Origin of the sequence: Ancylobacter dichloromethanicus (genome assembly GCF_018390645.1) — a bacterium.
Classification (GTDB): Bacteria; Pseudomonadota; Alphaproteobacteria; order Rhizobiales; family Xanthobacteraceae; genus Ancylobacter; species Ancylobacter dichloromethanicus.
In genome coordinates, this window is record NZ_JAHBGC010000050.1 from 1 (window position 1) to 18,357 (window position 18,357).

Annotated in this window: 15 protein-coding genes and 2 pseudogenes; 9 read left to right on the plus strand and 8 right to left on the minus strand. The window is 63.7% G+C overall.

Annotated features, from left to right (window positions below):
* Positions 1-66 precede the first annotated feature (66 nt).
* The 3 genes and pseudogenes from KHC23_RS20770 to KHC23_RS20775 all read left to right on the plus strand — a co-directional run.
* A complete protein-coding gene (locus tag KHC23_RS20770) occupies positions 67-765 on the plus strand; it encodes an HAD-IC family P-type ATPase (protein WP_309299195.1) in 699 nt (232 codons plus the stop codon).
* Positions 752-931 (plus strand): annotated as a pseudogene (locus KHC23_RS24565) (chromate transporter); the annotation flags it as partial. The gene KHC23_RS20770 and the pseudogene KHC23_RS24565, both read left to right, overlap by 14 nt.
* Positions 909-1,151 (plus strand): annotated as a pseudogene (locus KHC23_RS20775) (SLOG family protein); the annotation flags it as partial. The pseudogenes KHC23_RS24565 and KHC23_RS20775, both read left to right, overlap by 23 nt.
* Before the next feature lie 8 nt (positions 1,152-1,159).
* Here the strand turns inward: KHC23_RS20775 and KHC23_RS20780 are convergent.
* Positions 1,160-2,398, minus strand: coding sequence for a ferredoxin reductase family protein (locus KHC23_RS20780; protein ID WP_425514568.1), 1,239 nt, complete (start codon positions 2,396-2,398; stop codon positions 1,160-1,162).
* A 686-nt stretch (positions 2,399-3,084) separates the two neighbouring features.
* On the opposite strand from KHC23_RS20780, the gene KHC23_RS24925 reads away from it, so the two are divergent.
* The 4 genes from KHC23_RS24925 (at position 3,085) to KHC23_RS20800 (ending at position 6,656) form a co-directional block, all read left to right on the plus strand.
* Positions 3,085-3,288 carry a DUF2934 domain-containing protein gene (locus KHC23_RS24925; RefSeq protein ID WP_213375390.1) on the plus strand — a complete coding sequence of 68 codons (204 nt, stop codon included), beginning with the start codon at positions 3,085-3,087 and terminating at the stop codon, positions 3,286-3,288.
* Positions 3,289-3,463: 175 nt separating this feature from the next.
* Positions 3,464-5,155 (plus strand): alpha-glucan family phosphorylase, encoded by a 1,692-nt coding sequence (glgP, locus tag KHC23_RS20790; RefSeq protein ID WP_213375392.1) that lies wholly within the window; start codon positions 3,464-3,466, stop codon positions 5,153-5,155.
* Between the two features lie 140 nt (positions 5,156-5,295).
* Positions 5,296-5,964, plus strand: a complete 669-nt coding sequence (locus tag KHC23_RS20795; RefSeq protein ID WP_213375394.1) for a CBS domain-containing protein — start codon at positions 5,296-5,298, stop codon at positions 5,962-5,964.
* Between the two features lie 14 nt (positions 5,965-5,978).
* Positions 5,979-6,656: a DUF6629 family protein gene (locus tag KHC23_RS20800; RefSeq protein ID WP_213375396.1), complete on the plus strand. Its 678-nt coding sequence runs from the start codon at positions 5,979-5,981 to the stop codon at positions 6,654-6,656.
* Positions 6,657-6,874: 218 nt separating this feature from the next.
* On the opposite strand, the gene cueR is transcribed toward KHC23_RS20800, so the two are convergent.
* Positions 6,875-7,366 (minus strand): Cu(I)-responsive transcriptional regulator, encoded by a 492-nt coding sequence (cueR, locus tag KHC23_RS20805; RefSeq protein ID WP_213375398.1) that lies wholly within the window; start codon positions 7,364-7,366, stop codon positions 6,875-6,877.
* A gap of 33 nt (positions 7,367-7,399) precedes the next feature.
* Complete coding sequence (locus KHC23_RS20810; protein ID WP_246544833.1) at positions 7,400-9,937, minus strand: heavy metal translocating P-type ATPase; 2,538 nt, start codon at positions 9,935-9,937, stop codon at positions 7,400-7,402.
* Positions 9,938-10,099: 162 nt separating this feature from the next.
* Between KHC23_RS20810 and KHC23_RS20815 the strand changes: the two genes are divergently transcribed.
* Both KHC23_RS20815 and KHC23_RS20820 read left to right on the plus strand, forming a co-directional pair.
* Entirely contained in the window at positions 10,100-10,303 is a 204-nt protein-coding gene (locus tag KHC23_RS20815) for a heavy-metal-associated domain-containing protein (RefSeq protein WP_213375400.1), read from the plus strand.
* A 120-nt stretch (positions 10,304-10,423) separates the two neighbouring features.
* The gene (locus tag KHC23_RS20820) at positions 10,424-10,630 is read left to right on the plus strand and encodes a hypothetical protein (protein WP_213375401.1); all 207 of its coding nucleotides are present in this window, start codon (positions 10,424-10,426) and stop codon (positions 10,628-10,630) included.
* On the opposite strand, the gene KHC23_RS20825 is transcribed toward KHC23_RS20820, so the two are convergent.
* The 5 genes from KHC23_RS20825 to KHC23_RS20845 form a co-directional block, all read right to left on the minus strand.
* Positions 10,610-11,896, minus strand: a complete 1,287-nt coding sequence (locus KHC23_RS20825) for an MgtC/SapB family protein (protein WP_213375403.1) — start codon at positions 11,894-11,896, stop codon at positions 10,610-10,612. The genes KHC23_RS20820 and KHC23_RS20825 overlap by 21 nt on opposite strands.
* A gap of 140 nt (positions 11,897-12,036) precedes the next feature.
* On the minus strand, positions 12,037-13,569 hold the full coding sequence (locus tag KHC23_RS20830; RefSeq protein ID WP_213375404.1) for a thymidine phosphorylase family protein: 1,533 nt from the start codon (positions 13,567-13,569) through the stop codon (positions 12,037-12,039).
* The gene (locus KHC23_RS20835; protein WP_213375405.1) at positions 13,566-14,924 is read right to left on the minus strand and encodes an MBL fold metallo-hydrolase RNA specificity domain-containing protein; all 1,359 of its coding nucleotides are present in this window, start codon (positions 14,922-14,924) and stop codon (positions 13,566-13,568) included. The genes KHC23_RS20830 and KHC23_RS20835 overlap by 4 nt, the downstream gene beginning before the upstream one ends.
* Before the next feature lie 8 nt (positions 14,925-14,932).
* Positions 14,933-17,302, minus strand: coding sequence for a phosphoketolase family protein (locus KHC23_RS20840; RefSeq protein WP_373878527.1), 2,370 nt, complete (start codon positions 17,300-17,302; stop codon positions 14,933-14,935).
* Positions 17,299-18,345, minus strand: a complete 1,047-nt coding sequence (locus KHC23_RS20845) for a ribose-phosphate pyrophosphokinase (RefSeq protein WP_213375406.1) — start codon at positions 18,343-18,345, stop codon at positions 17,299-17,301. Before KHC23_RS20845 ends, KHC23_RS20840 begins: the two co-directional genes overlap by 4 nt.
* Positions 18,346-18,357 lie beyond the last annotated feature (12 nt).

The following is an 18,357-nucleotide window of genomic DNA, read 5'->3' on the forward strand; positions in this document are numbered from 1 at the left end:
CGTTTGGACGCCGATAACCCCTAAAACGGGGTCCTTATTCCACGCCGATTCACAGGCCGGCGTGTCGTGGTCGGCGGCAGCGACTTCGTCCGCTCCCGCAGTGCCGCGGGCAATCCGCGTGCATTGGGGACCGGGCTCGCTCAGGGAACCGTGGTGGTCGCCGTGGCCGTGGATGGCACCGTGGCGGGCATCATCACGCTCGCCGACCCCATCCGCCCCGATGCCGCAGGCGTGCTCGCCGCGTTCCGCAAGGCCGGCATCCGCCGCATCGTCCTTGCCTCCGGCGATCGCGACGATGTCGTGGCGGATGTCGGACACCGGCTGCAACTGGACGCCGCGCAGGGTGAGCTGGACCCGGCCGCCAAGGTGGAGGTCGTCCTGCGCGAACGCGCCGCCGCCGCGGTGATGATGGTCGGCGACGGGGTCAATGACGCGCCTGCGCTCGCCGCGGCTGATGTCGGCGTCGCGATGGGCGCCCGGGGTTCGGCAGCGTCCTCGGAAGCGGCCGACATCGTTCTCCTTGTCGACCGGCTCGACCGGCTGGCCGACGCGCTTTTCCTGGCTCATCGCACGAAGCGGATCGCGCTGCAGAGCGTCATCGCCGGGATCGGTCTGTCGGTCATGGCGATGGCTGTTGCCTCCCTCGGGTTCCTTCCGCCGGTGCAGGGCGCGCTGACGCAGGAACTGATCGACGTCGCCGTCATCCTAAACGCGCTCAGGGCGCTGCGGCCAATCCCGGCCGGAGGCACCGATGAGCATTCCTGATGATCATCCGCAGGCGGACAGGCGGGACTGGGGCACGCCGCCCGAAGTGTTCCACGCTTTCCTCAAGCTGGGCCTCACCTCCTTCGCCGGGCCGATCGCCGATCTCGGCTATTTCCGCGACGAACTCGCGGTGCGCCAGAAGTGGATCGTCGAAGGGGGCCGAGCGTGTCGCCGCCCGCTGGGCCGGCCATCGGAAGGTTCCGCAGGTCGCGTTCAGACCCGACAGGACGAAACACGCCAAGGCTGCACCGTTCAAGCGCAACGATCAGATGCTCGATGTTCTGCCGATTGGCATAATAGTCTTCCCGGGCACCGGCATTCAGGAGAAGCTTGCCGACAAGGCCCGCAAGCTCGACATCCCGGTCTGGAAATTCGGCGACGTGTAAGCGCCGCTCTATCGCATCGCGAAGAGTTCCTGGTGGAAGCGCCGACCCACGAGAAAGCCGTGCGCAGCGAAGTCGCGTTTCAGCGCTTCGCCGAAGCCCGTCGGCCCACAAAACCAGATGCTCGCTTCGCGCCATTTCGGCACGGCGGCTCGAATGCGCTCTCCCGTCAGGCGACCGTCGCGCGCATCGACCAACACATGCAGTCGGACATCGGCGGACTCTGCATCTGCGGCCAGCTTGCCGAGGGCTTCTTCGTCGACATCGCCGGTGCTGTGGAAGAGGTCCGCGGTTTGCCTTTCAGGCCAGTCGGGCGCTTCCTTCTGCAACCCCATATGCTTCATGCGCGCAACAAAGGGCGTGATACCGATTCCGCCGCCTATCCATATTTGATGTGGGCAGTCATCATCGAAAGTAAAACAGCCATAGGGTCCTTCAATCTTCACGTCTTGCCCGACACTGAGCTTTTCGCGCAGGCGGCGAGTGTGATCGCCCAGCTCCTTGGTGATGAAGGAGATTCTTTGGCTTTCGCGATGCCATCCCGAGGCGATGGTGTAGGGATGGGCGCCCTCCGCGACGTTGGACGTGGCGAAGGCGAATTGGCCGGGCTTATGTCCCGGCCATCCCTGCGGCACCTCGATCTCGGTTTCGAGCGCTCGCACGCCTGGATAATAATGCAGAGAGGCGATCCTGCCCTTCACCTGCCGGTCGGCACCCACCCGGCGCAGAAGGACGATGGCGGCCGCCCATGTGCCAGCGGCGAGCAGCACCGCTGTCAACCAGCCGACTGGCAATGTCCAATAACTGAACCTGGTCAGTACAACAGCGTGAAAGACAAGCACTAGATAGGCGACGGCAAGGAGGCGGTGCGTCTTATAGAAAAGCCGGTAAGGGAAATACCGGATGAGCGCTAACGCGATCAGCAGCACGGCAGCATAGAAGGCCCATTCGCCGACGCCTTCCGCGGAACCGCGAAGGTTCGCGAAGAATGCTTCGACGGGGTTCTCAATCGGAGGCCTCTCGCCGCGTACCGGACGCTCGAGCCAGCCCCAGCCCACCGCCCATTTCGGACCTTGGGCCCAGAGCCAATGGACGATGGCACCCACAAGGGCTGTGATACCGAGCCACTTGTGAAGACGATACATCTTGTCAAGGCCGCCAAACCACGATTCCGGCCAACGCGGCCGCAACGCCAGAGCCATCGCGAGGCTCATGCAGCCGATCGTGACGATGCCGGTGAACTGCATCATCGCTTCACGAAGGCTAAAGAATGTGGCTGATTGAAAGACTGTTGGCTCTGCAAGCAACCACAATAGGGCCAAGAGCGCGAGTACGCCCAAAAATGCACGTTTTAGATTTCGCATACGGCGGTGCCTTCGGGATCCGAGTTGCCCCACATTAGAACAGATCTAAGTATTGGCGGACGACCTCCCTAGCCTTGATCTGAGTCAATATCGCCTCGCCGGAGCCCTTCGATCTTCCGACCAACGCTAGAATGGCGAATGTCTCACTGCGCCACCTTGTTCGGTGCGTGACAATCAAGCTGCCTGCGCTTCCGACTTCACATTCAAGGAGAGGATCGGCGTGAGCATCTGGGGAGATCGGCGGCCTTCGGAGCCGGCCAGGCGATATTGGCGGCAAGCTGCCATGTGTCGGGATCCGACAGCGGCATGCAGTAATTTAAAGCGTACAGAAATCGCTGTTCGCCGATCCGGCGACGTTCCTCGAACGCAGCCCATGGCGTCGGCATCCGCTCACCGATCGCGCCGGCGTGGGTGGCATCGAAGTTGTACCTCGCGTCCGGCGTCGGGCTTGGCAGGCCATCGGGCTGGCTGAGCCCGAGGCCATCTTTAACCTGCATCAATGACATGCGGCGGAACGCAGGAGACCTGTATTGGGCGGGCGTGATGGCGCGCAGAAAAGGAGAGACGAGACAATGAGCACAGAGCAGGAAAGTCCGGTCGACAGCCCTCTCAAGCTGAAGATCGAGCACCGCGCATATGAAATCTGGGTGGGCGAAGGCAGTCCGAATGGCTGCGATCTGGAGCATTGGCTGCGAGCCGAAGCCGAGGTCACATCGGCAGAACCCGAGAGCAAACTCGCTTTGAAAAGCGCCGCAGCTGCGAAGAAAGCCTCATAGTGTTCATCGGCTGCTTCGGGCGTCCATGGCAGAGCGAACTGAAAAGTGATCTTGGTGTGCTCTGGCTTTGGCCGGCGATGGTAGGCGGCAGGTTTGGACGCGATCGAGCCTTTGTGCGATGCCGGGCTGCCGCGATATCCGGCCAGTCTGGCTGGAATGGGAATAGGGGACCTTCATGAAAGCCCTCGAACCCTTCCTCTATCACACGACTGTCGCGTACTTTTCGATGGAGATCGCGCTCCGTCCAGACATTCACACCTATAGCGGCGGGCTTGGCGTCCTGGCGGGCGACACGGCCCGCTCAGCGGCTGATCTGAACCTCCCGATGGTCTTCGTGACCTTACTCAGTCGAGAAGGCTATGTCCGCCAGGAGCTGAGCGCCGGTGGCGCGCAGATCGATAAGCCGAATCCATGGACGCCGACGGACTCGACACATCCGCTTCCCGCCATGGTGGCCATTTCCATGGAGGGGCGGAGCGTCTGGATCCAGCCGAGGCTCTACCGCCTGGCATGCCCGATCGGGCACGCCGTTCCGGTGTTGCTGCTGGACACCGACCTCGACCAGAACGCTGCTGAGGACAGGAAAATAACCGACCGCCTCTACGGCGGCGACGATGCCTATCGGCTGAAGCAGGACATCGTGCTCGGGATCGGAGGCCTGCTCGCGTTGCGCGCGCTCGGCTTCTCGATCCGCACCTACCATTTGAACGAGGGACATGCGGCGCTTCTTGCGCTGCAGTTGCTTCGGGAAACACGCCGACCGACCGACGATCTCGCTCCTGGCGGAAGTCTCTATGATCGCGGCGTGGTGCGAGAAAAATGCGTATTTACGACCCATACTCCGGTCGAGGCAGGGTTTGACAAGTTCGACTACGCTCTCATCGACCGCGTACTGGGCGACTACCTGGAAGTCGACGAGTTGAAACAGCTGGCCGGCCAGGATCGGCTCAATATGACGCAACTCGCCCTGAATCTGAGCGGCTATGTCAACGGCGTGGCGCGTCGGCATGCAGAGACCACCCGGAAGATGTTTCCGGGCTATCAAATACGCTCGATCACCAATGGTGTTCATGCCCACACGTGGACGCATCGGGCACTGGCGGAACTCCATGTGGCGCGGTTCCCGCACTGGGCTCACGAGCCCGAGCTCCTGGCCTTTGCGGACCAATTGGCTGATGAGGATGTGTGGAACGCCCACCAGGTGGCAAAATCGGAACTTGTCGAACACGTCAGGAATGCAACTGGCACGCTGATGCATGCGGATGTTCCGCTTATCGGGCTTGCGCGGCGGATGACGGCCTATAAGCGACCGGATTTGCTTTTCAGCGACCTCGAGCGATTGATGACAATTGCCCAGGACCAGCCGTTCCAGGTCGTCTTGGCCGGGCTTGCTCACCCGCGCGATGAACCCGGGCACCGGTTGATCGAGAGCTTTCACCGGCACATCGAGCGGCTTGCCGGTGTCGTGCCCGTGGCATTCCTGCCCGGCTACGACATGAAACTTGGCGCTGCGATGGTTTCGGGCAGCGACATATGGTTGAATACGCCACTTCCACCTCTGGAGGCTTCTGGCACCAGCGGCATGAAGGCGGCGTTGAACGGCGTGTTGAACTTCAGCGTCCTTGACGGTTGGTGGATCGAGGGTTGGGTCGAGGGAGTTACAGGGTGGGCGATCGAAGGACACCCGCCGGGAGCAGGAGACGCCTCGGCGCTTCTCGACAAGCTGCAGTCCGTCGTTCTTCCGCTCTATTACAATGACAGGGCGCGCTGGATCTGGATGATGAAGCAGTCGATCAGCAAGATCGGTGCGACCTTCAACAGTCAGCGCATGATGCGCCGCTATGCGACGGAAGCCTATATGCGCTGACCGCAGCGGCCGACGCTGGTTCGAATCGAGCGGCGAAAAGGCCCCGATTGCTTGTACCGATTCCGGGTAGAGAACGCGGGGCCAGGTGCCGAGAACGATCAACGCAGGGTTCTGCAATGCAGAGGGACGTGGGCTGAACGATGAACGCAAAGGATCTGATGACAGAGGTGCCGACGACCGTGAGTCCAGATCACAGTGTATGGCACGCGGCTCAGATTATGCTGTCTGAACATGTGAGCGGGGTCCCCGTACTTGCCGATGATGGCGTGCTTGCCGGCATTGTGACCGAAGGCGACCTCCTGCGGCGCACGGAGCTCGGAACCGCAGAGGCGTTCCCCAATCCGTCGCAAGACGCCGATGCGGTTGCGAGGGCCTATGTGAAGAGCCGGAGCTGGAAGGTGGGCGATGTCATGACGACGAATGTCATCACGATCGACGAGACCACCGATGTGCACGAGATCGTCACGCTGATCGACCAGCATGACATCAAGCGCCTGCCGGTCATGCGCGAAGAGCGACTGGTTGGCATCGTCAGCCGGGCCGATCTCTTGAAGGTCATTGCGACCGGCAAGCCGGATGCCGAGATCCGAGGCGACGAGGCTGTGCGGCGCGCCATTGTCGCACGCCTCGCCGAAACCGCTTCGGCTCTGTCAGCCCAGCCGGTTGTCGCTGTCGAGGGCGGGATCGTGCATGTCACAGGCGATATTCGGTCCCGATACGAGCATGATGCGATTCGCATGATCGTTGAAGGTGTTGCCGGACCAGGATTCAAGGATGATCTCAGTATCTCGGGAAAAAAGGTCCTGTAAGGCTATGATCTGAGATGTGCCTGTCCGCAGAAGCGAGCTTCACGGCCGCCGCGATTCTGATGCCTGCCGGAGTTTTGAGCACCTATCGCGCCTGGCAGACCGATCGGCGATACCTCGCGATCGCTGCCCTGCCATTCCTGTTCGGTCTCCAGCAAGCGACGGAAGGGCTCGTATGGACTGCCGGGCAGTGGGGCGATCAGGACCTCGTGACGCGTTATTCGCTAGCCTACATGTTCTTCACTTGGCTCGCGTGGCCGGTCGGCGCGCCGGTCTCGACCTACTTCATCGAGCACGGGCGGCGTCGGAGCCTCTATTTGTTCTTTGCTATCGCCGGAGGCATGCTAGGCGCACTGCAATATGTGCCGTATTTCGCACATGAAGGCTGGCTGACGACAACGTTCCTCGAAAGGGCAGTCCGCTATCGGGATGTCAATCTCCTCGACTTCGTGGTGACGCGCGAAACAACCTATGGCATCTACGCTGCGCTCGTCACCGTTCCATTCCTGTTGTCGCGTGACCGTGCCGTAAAGGTCTTTGGCTTGCTGGTCCTGGGTGTTCTTGTGGTGACATACACATTCTTTGCCTATGCCTATATCTCCGTCTTCTGCTTCGGCGGAGCGCTCATGTCGCTTTATCTTGTCGCGATGATACTGCGGAAGCCGCGATCCAAGTCGGCGATGGGCACAGCCTGACGGGCCGCCAAATCGGGCACTGCCCAGTCAGACGCGGAGACCTTGCGCCATCGCTCGATCAGGAAGATTCCACGACGCGGAGGGCGGCTGCGGAGATGCTGGAGAATTGAGTCGAAGGATCTGGCGAAGACACCAGCATGGCCGGCAGGCTTGATTCGATCTAGTTCCATCGATGCCGCCGCGGCAGGGCGGGAGGCTTATTCTTCGCTTTTCCAAGGTCAGGCCCTACGAGCGGACGTCCGTCCGAGGTGGCCCCTTTCGAGGGGAGCGATGGGAGCTTTGCTCGGACGGCTCTCGGCCTGTGGCTCACGCAGTTCGACGTCCGCATCGGCGAGATTGGCGATGATCGGGCAGTCTGGTCGTCCGTCGCCATGGCAATGCTGAGCGAGGTTGCTGAGCGTCGCGATCATGTCCTCTATGGCCTGCCTTTTGTCCTGCAGGTCCCGCACGTGCTGGAGGGAGATTGCCTTCACATCGGCGCTGCTGCGATCCCGGTCGCGCCAAAGCGCGAGAAGATCGCCGATCTGTTTGACAGAGAAGCCGAGGTCCCGAGCCCGACGGATAAAGCGGAGCGCATGAACGTCATTGTCCGAATAGTCACGATACCCCGATTCCTGTCGGGTTGCCGTTTCCGTAAGTCCGATGGATTCATAGTATCGGATCATCTTGGAGTTGACGCCCGAACGCTTCGCTGCCTCACCGATGTGCATGTTCCAAACTCTCCTACTGCGGCTCGGCTGGGGTCACTCGGCCGGAACAAGCGCCGGCCGATGCGCCCGCCTCGCGGGAGTGGAGTCCACGGTCATCGGCGGTTGGAAGCGCTTCAGACGGAGCGCATTGCCGAGCACGAAGACGCTCGATGCCGCCATGGCGCCTGCCGCGAAGATCGGCGAGAGCAGCGTTCCGCTAAACGGATAGAGGATGCCGGCCGCCACCGGGATCAGGCTGGCGTTGTAGGCGAATGCCCAGAACAGGTTCTGCTTGATGTTGCGGATCGTCGCCTTGCTGAGCGCGATGGCGTTGACCACGCCGCGCAGATCGCCTGACATCAGCACAACATCGGCCGCTTCGATCGCCACATCCGTGCCGGTCCCGATCGCGACGCCCACATCGGCCTCGGCGAGCGCCGGAGCGTCGTTGATGCCGTCGCCGACAAAGGCCACGGTTCCGAAGCGCTGGCGCAGCGCCTTGATCGCCTTGACCTTGCCGTCCGGCAGAACCTCCGCCATCACCTCGTCGATACCGAGTTGCCTGGCGATGGCGGTGGCGGTTCTGGCGTTGTCGCCGGTGATCATCGCTACCTTGATCCCCAGCCGATGCAGCGCTGCGATGGAATCGCGTGTCGTCGGCTTGATCGGATCGGCGACGGCAATCGCTGCCGCGAGCCGGCCGTCGATCGCGGCATAGAGCGGGCTCTTGCCCTGGCTCGCCAGACTCTGGCCGACCGGCTCGACCTCCGCGAGGTCGTAACCGAGCTTCTTCATGTAGCGATCCGCGCCAATCTCGACTTGACGGCCATCGACGGTCGCAGCGACGCCGAAGCCCGGAACCGCCTCGAAGTTCTGGACGGTCCCAAAGGTGAGAGCGCGCAGCTTCGCGGCGGCGACGATGGCCTCGGCAATCGGATGCTCGGAGCGTTCCTCGACGGCGGCGACGAGAGACAGGACGTCGGACTCCCCGAACCCGTTAATCAGCGAAAGGTCGGTCAGCTCCGGCCGCCCCTTCGTCAGCGTGCCCGTCTTGTCGAGCGCGATGGCCTTCGCGCTCCTCAGCGTCTGGAGCGCTTCGCCCTTGCGGAACAGGATGCCCATCCTCGCGGCGCGTCCCGTGCCAACCATGATCGACGTCGGCGTAGCGAGACCCATGGCGCAGGGGCAGGCGATGATCAGGACAGCGACGCCGTTGACCAGCGCGAAGGCGAGCGCCGGATCGGGACCGAACACCAGCCAGATTGCGAAGGTCAGTGCCGCGATTCCTATGACGATTGGCACGAAGACGCCGGTCACGCGGTCGACCAGCGCCTGGATAGGTAGCTTGGAGCCCTGCGCGGCTTCGACCATGCGGATGATCTGCGCCAGCACGGTGTCGCCGCCGACCTTAGTGGCGCGGAAGGTGATGCTGCCCGTCTTGTTGATCGTGCCGCCGACGACTGCCGCGCCCGCGCCCTTCTGAACCGGGATCGGCTCGCCCGTGATCATGGACTCGTCCACGAAGGAAGAACCATCGAGCACGTCGCCATCGACCGGCACCCGCTCGCCGGGACGCACCTGCACAATGTCGCCGGCAACGACCTCGGACAGGGCAACCTGTACCGCTTTCCCGTCGCGAAGGACCTGCGCCGTCTTTGCCTGCAGGTCCATCAGCTGTCTGATCGCTTCGCTCGTGCGCCCTTTTGCGCGCGCCTCGAGCCAACGGCCGAGCAGGATCAGCGCGACGATCACAGCCGCCGCTTCGTAATAGACGTTGTGGGTGCCTTCCGGCAGCAGGTGAGGCGCGAAGGTCGCGACCACGGAATAGGCCCAGGCCGCTCCGGTGCCGAGGCTGACCAGCGTGTTCATGTCAGGGCGGCCGCGCAGCAGCGCCGGGACGCCCTTGATGAAGAAACGCAGACCGGGGACGAACAATACCAGCGTCGTCAGAGCGAACTGCAGATACCAGTTCCCCTGCTGCCCGATGGTCTCCATCACCCAAATATGGATTGCCGGAACCAAGTGGCTGCCCATTTCGAGAACCACGACCGGCACGGTAAGGACCGCCGCGAGCAGCAGCGCATTGCGCAGCGACCGCATGTCCCGCTCGCGCCGAGCGGCCTCCCGATCCTCGGCAACCGCCCCATTCGTCACCAGACGCGAGCCGTAGCCGGCGCTTACTACCGCAGCAATCATATCCGAGGCGGAAACAGAATTGTCGAGATACCGGATCCGCGCCTTCTCCGTGGCGAGGTTGACCGATGCATCAAGAACGCCGGGAAGCGCCTTCAAGACCTTCTCAACGCGTCCGACACAGGACGCACAGCTCATTCCTTCGACGACGAGTTCCGCCGTCTCGCTACCGACCTCGTAGCCGGCGGTCTCGACCGCGCCGACCACGGCAACCGGGTCGGGTTGTGCGGAAAAATCGACCTCGGCGCGCTCCGTCGCGAGATTGACCGACACGCGCGTCACCCCTGGCAGTGCCTTCAAGGCCTTCTCGACCCTCCCCACGCACGAAGCGCAGGTCATGCCTTCGATGCGTAGCCGCAACGTTGCGGATGGAGAGGCGAATGCGGTTGAGGTCAGCATGTCGTCAGCTCCTTGAATCACAGCTGACCGCGAACATGGTGCTTCCAACAATGGGAAGGTCAACGCCGACTGGTGCATTTTTTCGGCGGGCAGACCTATTGACCTTCCCATTGTTGGAAGCACCACCTTCACTCACGGAGTGCCAAATTGAGAAAAAAGGCCATGGTCTATCTGAAAATCCCCAACATGAACTGCGGCGGTTGTGCTGCGACCGTCACCAAAGCTCTCAAGAGCATCGACGTCGACGCCAGGATTGACGTCGACACGGCGCTGAAGACCGTAAAGCTGGAGAGCAAGGCAGACGTCGAACAAATCAGCGCGGTGCTCAAGTCGGCAGGCTATCCCGCAGAGGTTCAGCCCGGCTGACGCGCCTTTCTCTCGGGGCAAGGACAGGCGCTGGTCCGCTGGCCTGGAGCGGACCGGCGCTGTAGTGCGTTGTTCGGTGCGGAAACGCTGGGAGCCGTCCACCATTCCGGAGCCATCCCGATGCGCCGTGAAGCCGAGATCAACGACGCCGAGATCACCGAACTGTGCTCTCAGATCATGCCGTCCGAACAACATGAGATCGAGCAGACGGTGGGAGTTCTGACGCGACTTCAGGCACGGAGCTCCGTCCTCGGCAAATCTGCGGTCCGGGTGCGGGACGACGGTATATGCCCGCGCCTCGTCCATTCAAGAGCCGATCACGGCTGACGGTCCCGGCCACTCGAAATGCGGCAGCGTCGCAAAGGCAGCGTAGCCGAGCGCAATGGCCACCACCGTAGCGGCCGCCAGCGGGAGCCAGAAGCGAACCGGTCCCGCAACGGCGGCGACGGCCAGGCGGCCAATGGCATTCGTAGCGAGCGCCAGAAGCACGGCGTGTCCGACCGCCTCCATGGTTGCCGGCTGTCCGAGCAGCCGCAACGCGCTGAGCACTGCCACGTCGACATCGAATATTCCCGAGATGGCGGAGGTCGCCACCATCCCGCTGCTGCTTCCGACCGAAAGAGCGGCGCTCACGGTGGAGACGACCGCGAAGAGCGCCGCGAACAACATCAGCGGCCCCACCTCGAAGGGGTTGCGCGGCGGTTGCGTACCTTCGCCCGAAATGGTGTGGCGCGACAGCAGGAGGAGAATGCCGCAGGTCGCAAAGCCGCCGATTGCGGCCAGGATGGCCAGACCCGCGACGCCCAGCACCGACGGCGCGACGATGGCGACGATTGCCGTGACCCGTATCACGGATACGCCCGCCGCGAGGATCGCGGCACCTGCCAGCGGCCAGGGATTCGTTCCGGTCTTGGCGATCCGCGCCAGCGACAGAGTTACGGCGGTGGACGAGATGACGGCTCCGGCAAGACCGCTGACCAGAATACCCCGGGTCGTGCCGAGAGCCCGGACCGCGATGTAGCCGAGGAAGGAGATCGCCGCCGTCAGCACGGTGAAGAGCCACACCTGCCGGGGATTGAAGCCGCCCCAGGGATCGACGGCTCGATCGGGCAGCAGCGGCAGGATGATCGCCGTCATCACCGCGAGCACCAGAGCCGAACGAAGCTCGATCCAGGAAATTCGCCTGAGAAGCCCGTGCAGAAGCTCGCGACTGGCGAGAACCGCGGCGAGCGCGGCCCCACCGGCGGCGGCGGCGCGCTGATCCCCGACGACGGCAAGCGCCCCCAAGGCGAACACGCCCAGCGCGGCGATGATGCCGGTCACGCTGTAATCCTCATCGTGGAGGGACTCGCGTGCCTTGTACCAGGCGAAGACCGCGGTGAAGGCGAGGAAGCCGGCGATCAGAATGGAGGGAGCATCAAGGCTGGCGCTGAGAGCCGCCACCACGCCGCCGAGCAGTCCGGAGATGCCGTATGTTCGGATGCCCGCCGCGCGGCCGCCATCCGGCGTGTCGCGCTCGCGCCACCCACGCTCCAGGCCGACGAGCAAGCCAATGGCAAGTGCCAGACCGAGCTGCAGGATCAAGAAGTCCATGGCGTGGCCCGTGATGGATAAGTCACGTCATCAGCGCAGCTGATCATGACGGTCGCCTGTTCGTCTGAGCAGCACCTTGTCGCACCGATAGAATTGATCCCAAAGCGCTGCCACGACGCCGGCGAGAACCAATTGCCGCCTCATGCCTCGACCTTGACGATATCGCCGGACCGGGCGGCGTATTCCAGGGCATAGGCGAGTTCGGCACGCGTCTCGGCATGGACATGAAGCATTGGCTGGCCCTTGTCGATCTCGTTGCCCAGCCGCACGTCCATGCGAACGCCGGCGGCCTTGGCCTCGGGCGCTCCAGCGAGTTTTGCAAGCCGGGCGAGCTTTCGATTGTCGATATGGACGATGCGTCCTGCATGCGGGGCCACAAGCGGATGGACGTTGGACGCAGTCGGAGGTGTCCGCATCCCGCCCTGCGCCTCACAGATGGCTTCGAACTTCGCCCAGGCGCGCCCGTCGGAGAGCGTTTCGAGCGCCAGCCGAGTCCCTTCACCCGTTGCCACTTTTCCGCCGATTTCGAGCGCTGCACCCGCAAGCGTCGCGGCGCGCCTCCTGAGATCGTCCGGCGCATCGCCGGCATTTTGAAGGACAGCCAGGACATCGAGAGCCTCGAGCGCCGGCCCGATCCCCCGGCCGACCGGCTGTGAACCATCGGTCTGGAGACATATCGCGGTCAGGCCGAAACGCGCGGCGACCGCCCCCATGCGTTCGGCGAGGTGACCGGCGAGTTCCTCGCTGCGGACCTTGGCGGTCGGGCCGACAGGAATATCGATCACCACATGGGTCGAGCCCGCGGAAATTTTCTTCGACAGCACGGACGCGATGAGCTGGCCTTCGGTATCGACATCGAGCTCACGCTCGACGCGCACGAAGATGTCGTCGGCGGGACTGAGATGCACCGCGCCACCCCAGGCGATGCAGCCGCCTTCAGCCTCCACCACGCGCCGGAGCGTCGCAATGTCGAGGTCGACTGGAGCGAGCGTCTCCATCGTATCGGCCGTGCCTGCCGGCGAGGTTATCGCGCGTGAAGAGGTTTTGGGCATGATGAGGCCCTGCGCTGCGACGATTGCGACAATGATCGGCGTGGTGCGATTGCCCGGCAGGCCGCCGATGCAGTGCTTGTCGACGACGATCGGGGCATCCCAGCGCATACGCTCGCCAACCTCGACCATCGCGCCGGTCAGATCGGCGGTCTCCTGCTCGTCCAGAGGCAAGGCGGCGCCCGCCGTCAGGAATGCGGCAAGATGCACGTCGGTGTATCGTCCGGCGACAATGTCTTTGACAATCGCCGTGAAGGCGGATGCGTCGAGGCGGTTGCCGTAGATGCGCCGGCGCACGCTTGCCAACGATTCGATCGCCGGCGCATGTGTGACTTTAACGGCTTCGCCGTCCGCAATGCCGAGGATCGTCCAGGCGGTCTCAGAAAGAGCGACCTCGTCGAGCGCGATCAATTCGCCGCCCTCTATCTGAAAGAGCGTTGCCTGCACCTCCCGATTGCCTGTCGAAACAAGAACCTGCGAGCGTGCGGCAAGGCCCTCCGAACGGCAGACATGGCAGTCTGTGCGCATGATGACCACGGCCTGATGCTGGGTGTGCAGGCCAAGACGCTTGGCGCGGAGCATCGGCTGTGCAAGGGCGTCGGTCCGTTCGAGGGCTGCGGTCATAGATCGAACACCTGATCCTGACGGGGAACGCTCGCGCTCCATCCGAGATCCCTGTCGATGCGTACGCGCAGCGCCTCAGCGGCTTCGGGCTCGCCATGCACGATGAAGACACGCGAGGGGCTGTGACGGAAACCCGAGAGCCAGTGCATCAGGTCGTTGGCGTCGGCGTGAGCCGAGAGCATCGTCAGATCGTCGACCTCTGCGCGAACGGGAATCCATTGGCCGTGGATCTTGATCTCGCTTGCACCCTGCAACATGGCACGTCCGCGCGTTCCGACGGCCTGGAAGCCGGAGAACAGGATGGTGTTCTTCTGTTCGGGCGCGAAAGCCTTCAGATGATGGAGCACGCGACCGCCGGTCGCCATGCCGCTCGCCGAGATCACCACCTTGGGATAGGGGCTCGCCGTGATCGCCTTGGACCCTTCGACATCTCTCGTATACGTCGCAATTCCGCAGATCGCGCCGCAGACCTCCGGTGTGAGGCGATGATCAGCAGGGTGCGCATGAAGCAAATCGGTCGCGTCGATCGCCATAGGGCTGTCAAGATAGATCGGAATGTTCGACAGCCTGCTGGCGGTCTTCAGCTTCCACAGATGATAGAGCAGCGACTGTGCGCGGCCGACCGCGAAGGCCGGGATCACGACGGTGCCGCCGCGTTGGACTGTGCGCTCGATCACCGCGCCGAGAACCTCGGTGATGTCGCCCGGTTTATGAATGCGATCGCCGTAGGTGGATTCGATGACAATGAAGTCGGCTTCCGAGACTGGCTCGGGATCCGGCATGACCGGATCGCCGTAGCGTCCGAGATCGCCGGAGAAGGTAACGCGACGGCCGGCCCAGCCGATATCCGCGGTTGCAGCGCCCAGGATGTGCCCAGCATGGCGGAACATCAGCGTCGCACCGCCAGGAAGCTGAACGAGCTTTCCAAAGGGAACGGCTGAGAAGAACTCGAGCGCGCGTTCCGCGTCGCGAACTCCGTAGAGCGGCAAGGCCGGCTTGTGCTTCGAGAATCCCTTGCGGTTGGCGTATTCGGCGTCCTTCTCCTGCAGATAGCCGCTGTCTTGAAGGATCAGCTCGGCCACATCGCGCGTGGCCTCGGTTGCGAAGATGCGGCCGCGAAAGCCGTCGCGCACCAGCTTCGGCAGATAGCCGGAATGGTCGAGATGGGCATGGGTCAACACGACGGCGTCGATGCTGGAGGGCTCGACCGGCAAGGGCTCCCAATTCAGCTCGCGCAAGTTCTTGAGGCCCTGGAACAGGCCACAGTCGATCAGGATGCGCTTTCCATCATGAGTCAGGAGATGTTTCGAGCCAGTGACGGTGCCGGCACCGCCCAGCGAGGTCAGCGTAAGCATGGCGGCCTTCAGATCACGGGTTGGAAAAGATCGGCGGGGTTACCCCTACTGTCGACGGCGGCGCGTTCGGCGGGCGTGAGCAGATCGTCGCGTGACCAACCGGCAAGCGGGGTCGCCGCATCGATCAGGTGAGCCCAGGAGCAGCGATTGGCGAACAGCATGCCGTCGACATCGAGCGTGCCGCCCCGGCTGATATAGCCGCGCGCGGCGGTTCTCAGCGGTCCCCCGTCCAGCCGCCTCAACAGACCAAGCATCGGCTCGGGCCGCGTATGAGTGACGATGACGCGGGGAAGCTGCGGGGGAAATAGTGCGGCGAGATCCTCGTCGCTCGCGGTGAAGGCGGCCTCGATCGGGTCGCGCGGCGCACGGAAGCGACCCGGTTCCGCCAATGCCGTCACGACGGCTTTGAGGCCACGGGCCGAGAGGCGTCGTGACGCCTTGAGCGCCTCCTCGAGCTGATAGGCCCCGACCGCCACCAGTTGCAGGTCGGCTTCGCCGGGATTGCCATCGATATGGGCCGCGCCCTCGGACACGAACCGGCCAGCCGCCTCGCCGTCGAGCCGGTGCGGCATGTCGCGCTTCGATACGATCAGGCAGGCTACCTGGCCGCGTCCGTCATAGACCGATCGCAGCGCGGCCATTGCGCTGTTCGCGTCGACTGGAAAGAGCACCCGGGCTGTGTCCGACATCTCGCCGAGCAGTGCCTCGCCAATCGTCGGGTCCTGGTGCGATTGCTCATTCTTGGAGTTCTCCCAGGTGTGGGAGGTGACGACGAGGGGCACCGAGATCCAGCCGGACTCCTGACCGACCTCGCGACGACGCCGGGCGAAGACGATCTCCTGACGGAGGCCGCCCAGCATCTTCATGGCGAAGGCCTCATAGCTGACGATCAGGTTGAGCCCGCCTTTGTTGGCGAGCGCCGCACCTGCAACTGCTTCCTCGTTGAGCGCGGTGATGACGGCGCCATCAACGGCTTCGGCTACCCCGGGCTCGGCGACGTTGACGCGATGCCGCAGACGATCGAGCGCGGCGCCCATATGGTTGGAGCGCAACTCGTCGGGATTGCCGAGCCGCGGCCGTAAATCCGGATTGGCATCGACGACGCGCACGAACCAGCGGTCTAGCGCATGCATGGCGCAGTCCGGAGCATCGCCCACGCGGATCCATTCGGGTTCGGGGAGCTGGGGTGACGGCGGGCTTCGCAGTGCGAGGGGATGGCGGCTTTCGAGCGGCCGGTTCTGCGGGTCGTGAATGGCAAGCGCGCCAACCGCGCGGTCAATCTCTTGCAGCGGAACGAAGAGCGCTGCTGCAGCTTCGTTGAAGGCGTTTCGTGCCGCGTCATCGCGCGACGGGTTGCCGTCGATCGGAAGGTTGTGCGCCGCATTGGTGCCGGCGCCCGGAAAGCCGAACCCCTTGATCGTCTTGGCGATCACATAGGGGATGGGCGCGGGATAGACGTGATCGGCATCGGCGGCGAAACGTCCGAGCCGCTCCTCGGCCGTGAGGATCGCCCAGGCGAACGCGGCCGGGTCGCGGCCGTCGATCGCGAAGGGATCGAAGCCGTTATGGCGAAGATGGGCCGCGAGCCAGTCGGCCCCGCCCTGCTGGGCAATCTGAGCGCGCTCCTCGATGCGGCGTCCGTTGAGGATCATGATGGGGATCGCGAGGCCGGAATCCTCGGCGCGCCACCAGCGGGGTGTCCAGTCGGAGCCGCGCTGCTCCTCGAAGGCACCGTCACTCAGGAAGGCGATGAGACTCTCTCCGGGAAGCGGCATGTGCACATATTGCACCTCCGCGAAACCAAGATAGCCTCCCTCCGAGATCGCCCCGGCGGTGTTGGGACCAGCATGGCTGCCCAGCGGGACCGCGGCGCGACCCTCCGCATCGATCGCATAGGAATAGAAGTCGGCCGCGAGCTGAGAGAGCCCCTTCTCGGTCCGGTCGTAGCGGCCTTTCTGCGTCGGCGAGACGTCGCCAGTCAGCGCATTGACGGCCTCGATCGCTGCGACGCAATGGCCTTGCCCCATCAGCCACGAGCGGGTCTTGGCGGTGATCGCGTTGGCGGTGAGATAGCCGACAAAAGCAGGAACCATGTTGAGCGAGCCACCGGTATGGCCTTCAGGCGTCGGCTTGAACGCAGCGGCCGGCAGCGGCGCGCCGGAGAGATTGACCCGGCTGGCATAGGTCATGTGGACGACGGTCCACATCGCCGCGCAGGCCAGACGGTCGGCAGCGGCGAGCAGCCGGTAGAGCCTGTCGGGCGCCATGTATCCCGAGGCTGCGAGTGCTGCAACACGCTCGACCGTCTCGGCGCTGTGCTCGATGGGCCCGTAGCCCTTCTGCCAGATCGCGAATGCGTCCGATGTCATTTCACTCATGTTGCGCTATCACCTTTTCCTTGTTGTGGGACCGGCGTCCGCGTTCGACTGACGCCGCTTGTCCATGGCGGAGGATCGCTGGCCGGAAAGGAGTCGATGCCGGCGCGTTCGACTTCATCGAGCGGTTCGGCCGGCCGCCTGTGGCGGACAATATCCCGCGGGACATTCCGGGCGGCCGAGATGGCGGCGGCTATCAGGGGTGCGAGACGGATGGCGTTGCTCGCATGCAGGACAGAATCGCTCGAAACGATTCTGTCGGCGACGGCCAATAAGCGCTGGTAGGAATCCTCGGCGAAGAGGCCATGGATGACGGCGCAGACGGGCCGCGCGAACCCCTGGAGCGGAAGCTTGCATGCGGCTTCAAAGAGCGTGTCGCCGGACGACGCGATGTCGTCGACGAGGACCGGCCGGAGGCCGCTCCATTGCGAGAGGTCGGGGAGCTCGACGTCGACGCTGCGGTCGCCGTGCCTGGTTTTGCTTAGAACTGCATGGGGTGCGCCGATGCGCGCGGCAATGGCCGAGACCCACTGCTCGCTTTCCTCGTCCGGCCCGATGATGAGAGGCTTCTGCACCTCAGCCGCGATCCAGTCGGCGAGAAGCGGCGCGGCATGAAGCGTCTCTGTCGGGATCGTGTAGAGTGCGGAAAGAGCGGCATAGCGATGAAGGTGCGGGTCGACGGTCACCAACCGGTCGAAGGTCGAGGACACGAGGCGGGCAAAGGTCTTCGAGGTCACCGCTTCGCCGGGCAGAAAGCGACGGTCTTGCCGCATATAGGCGAGATAGGGCGCAACGAGCGTGACCTCGCGCGCACCGAGCGACCGGGCCGCATCGGCCGCGAAAACGAGACGCAGGAACCCGTCATCCGGCGGCGCCAGGGTGCAGACGAGATCGACGGGACGGTTCGCAATATTGGAGAGAATCCGAACGTAGGTCTCGCCGTCGGGAAAGCGGCGCGTCTCGATCGCACCCAGTTCCCATCCCCCGGACTCGGCAAGATGTCGGGCGAAGATTTCGTTTCCGGGCAAGGGAAGGATCAGGCGCATGGATCATGCTCC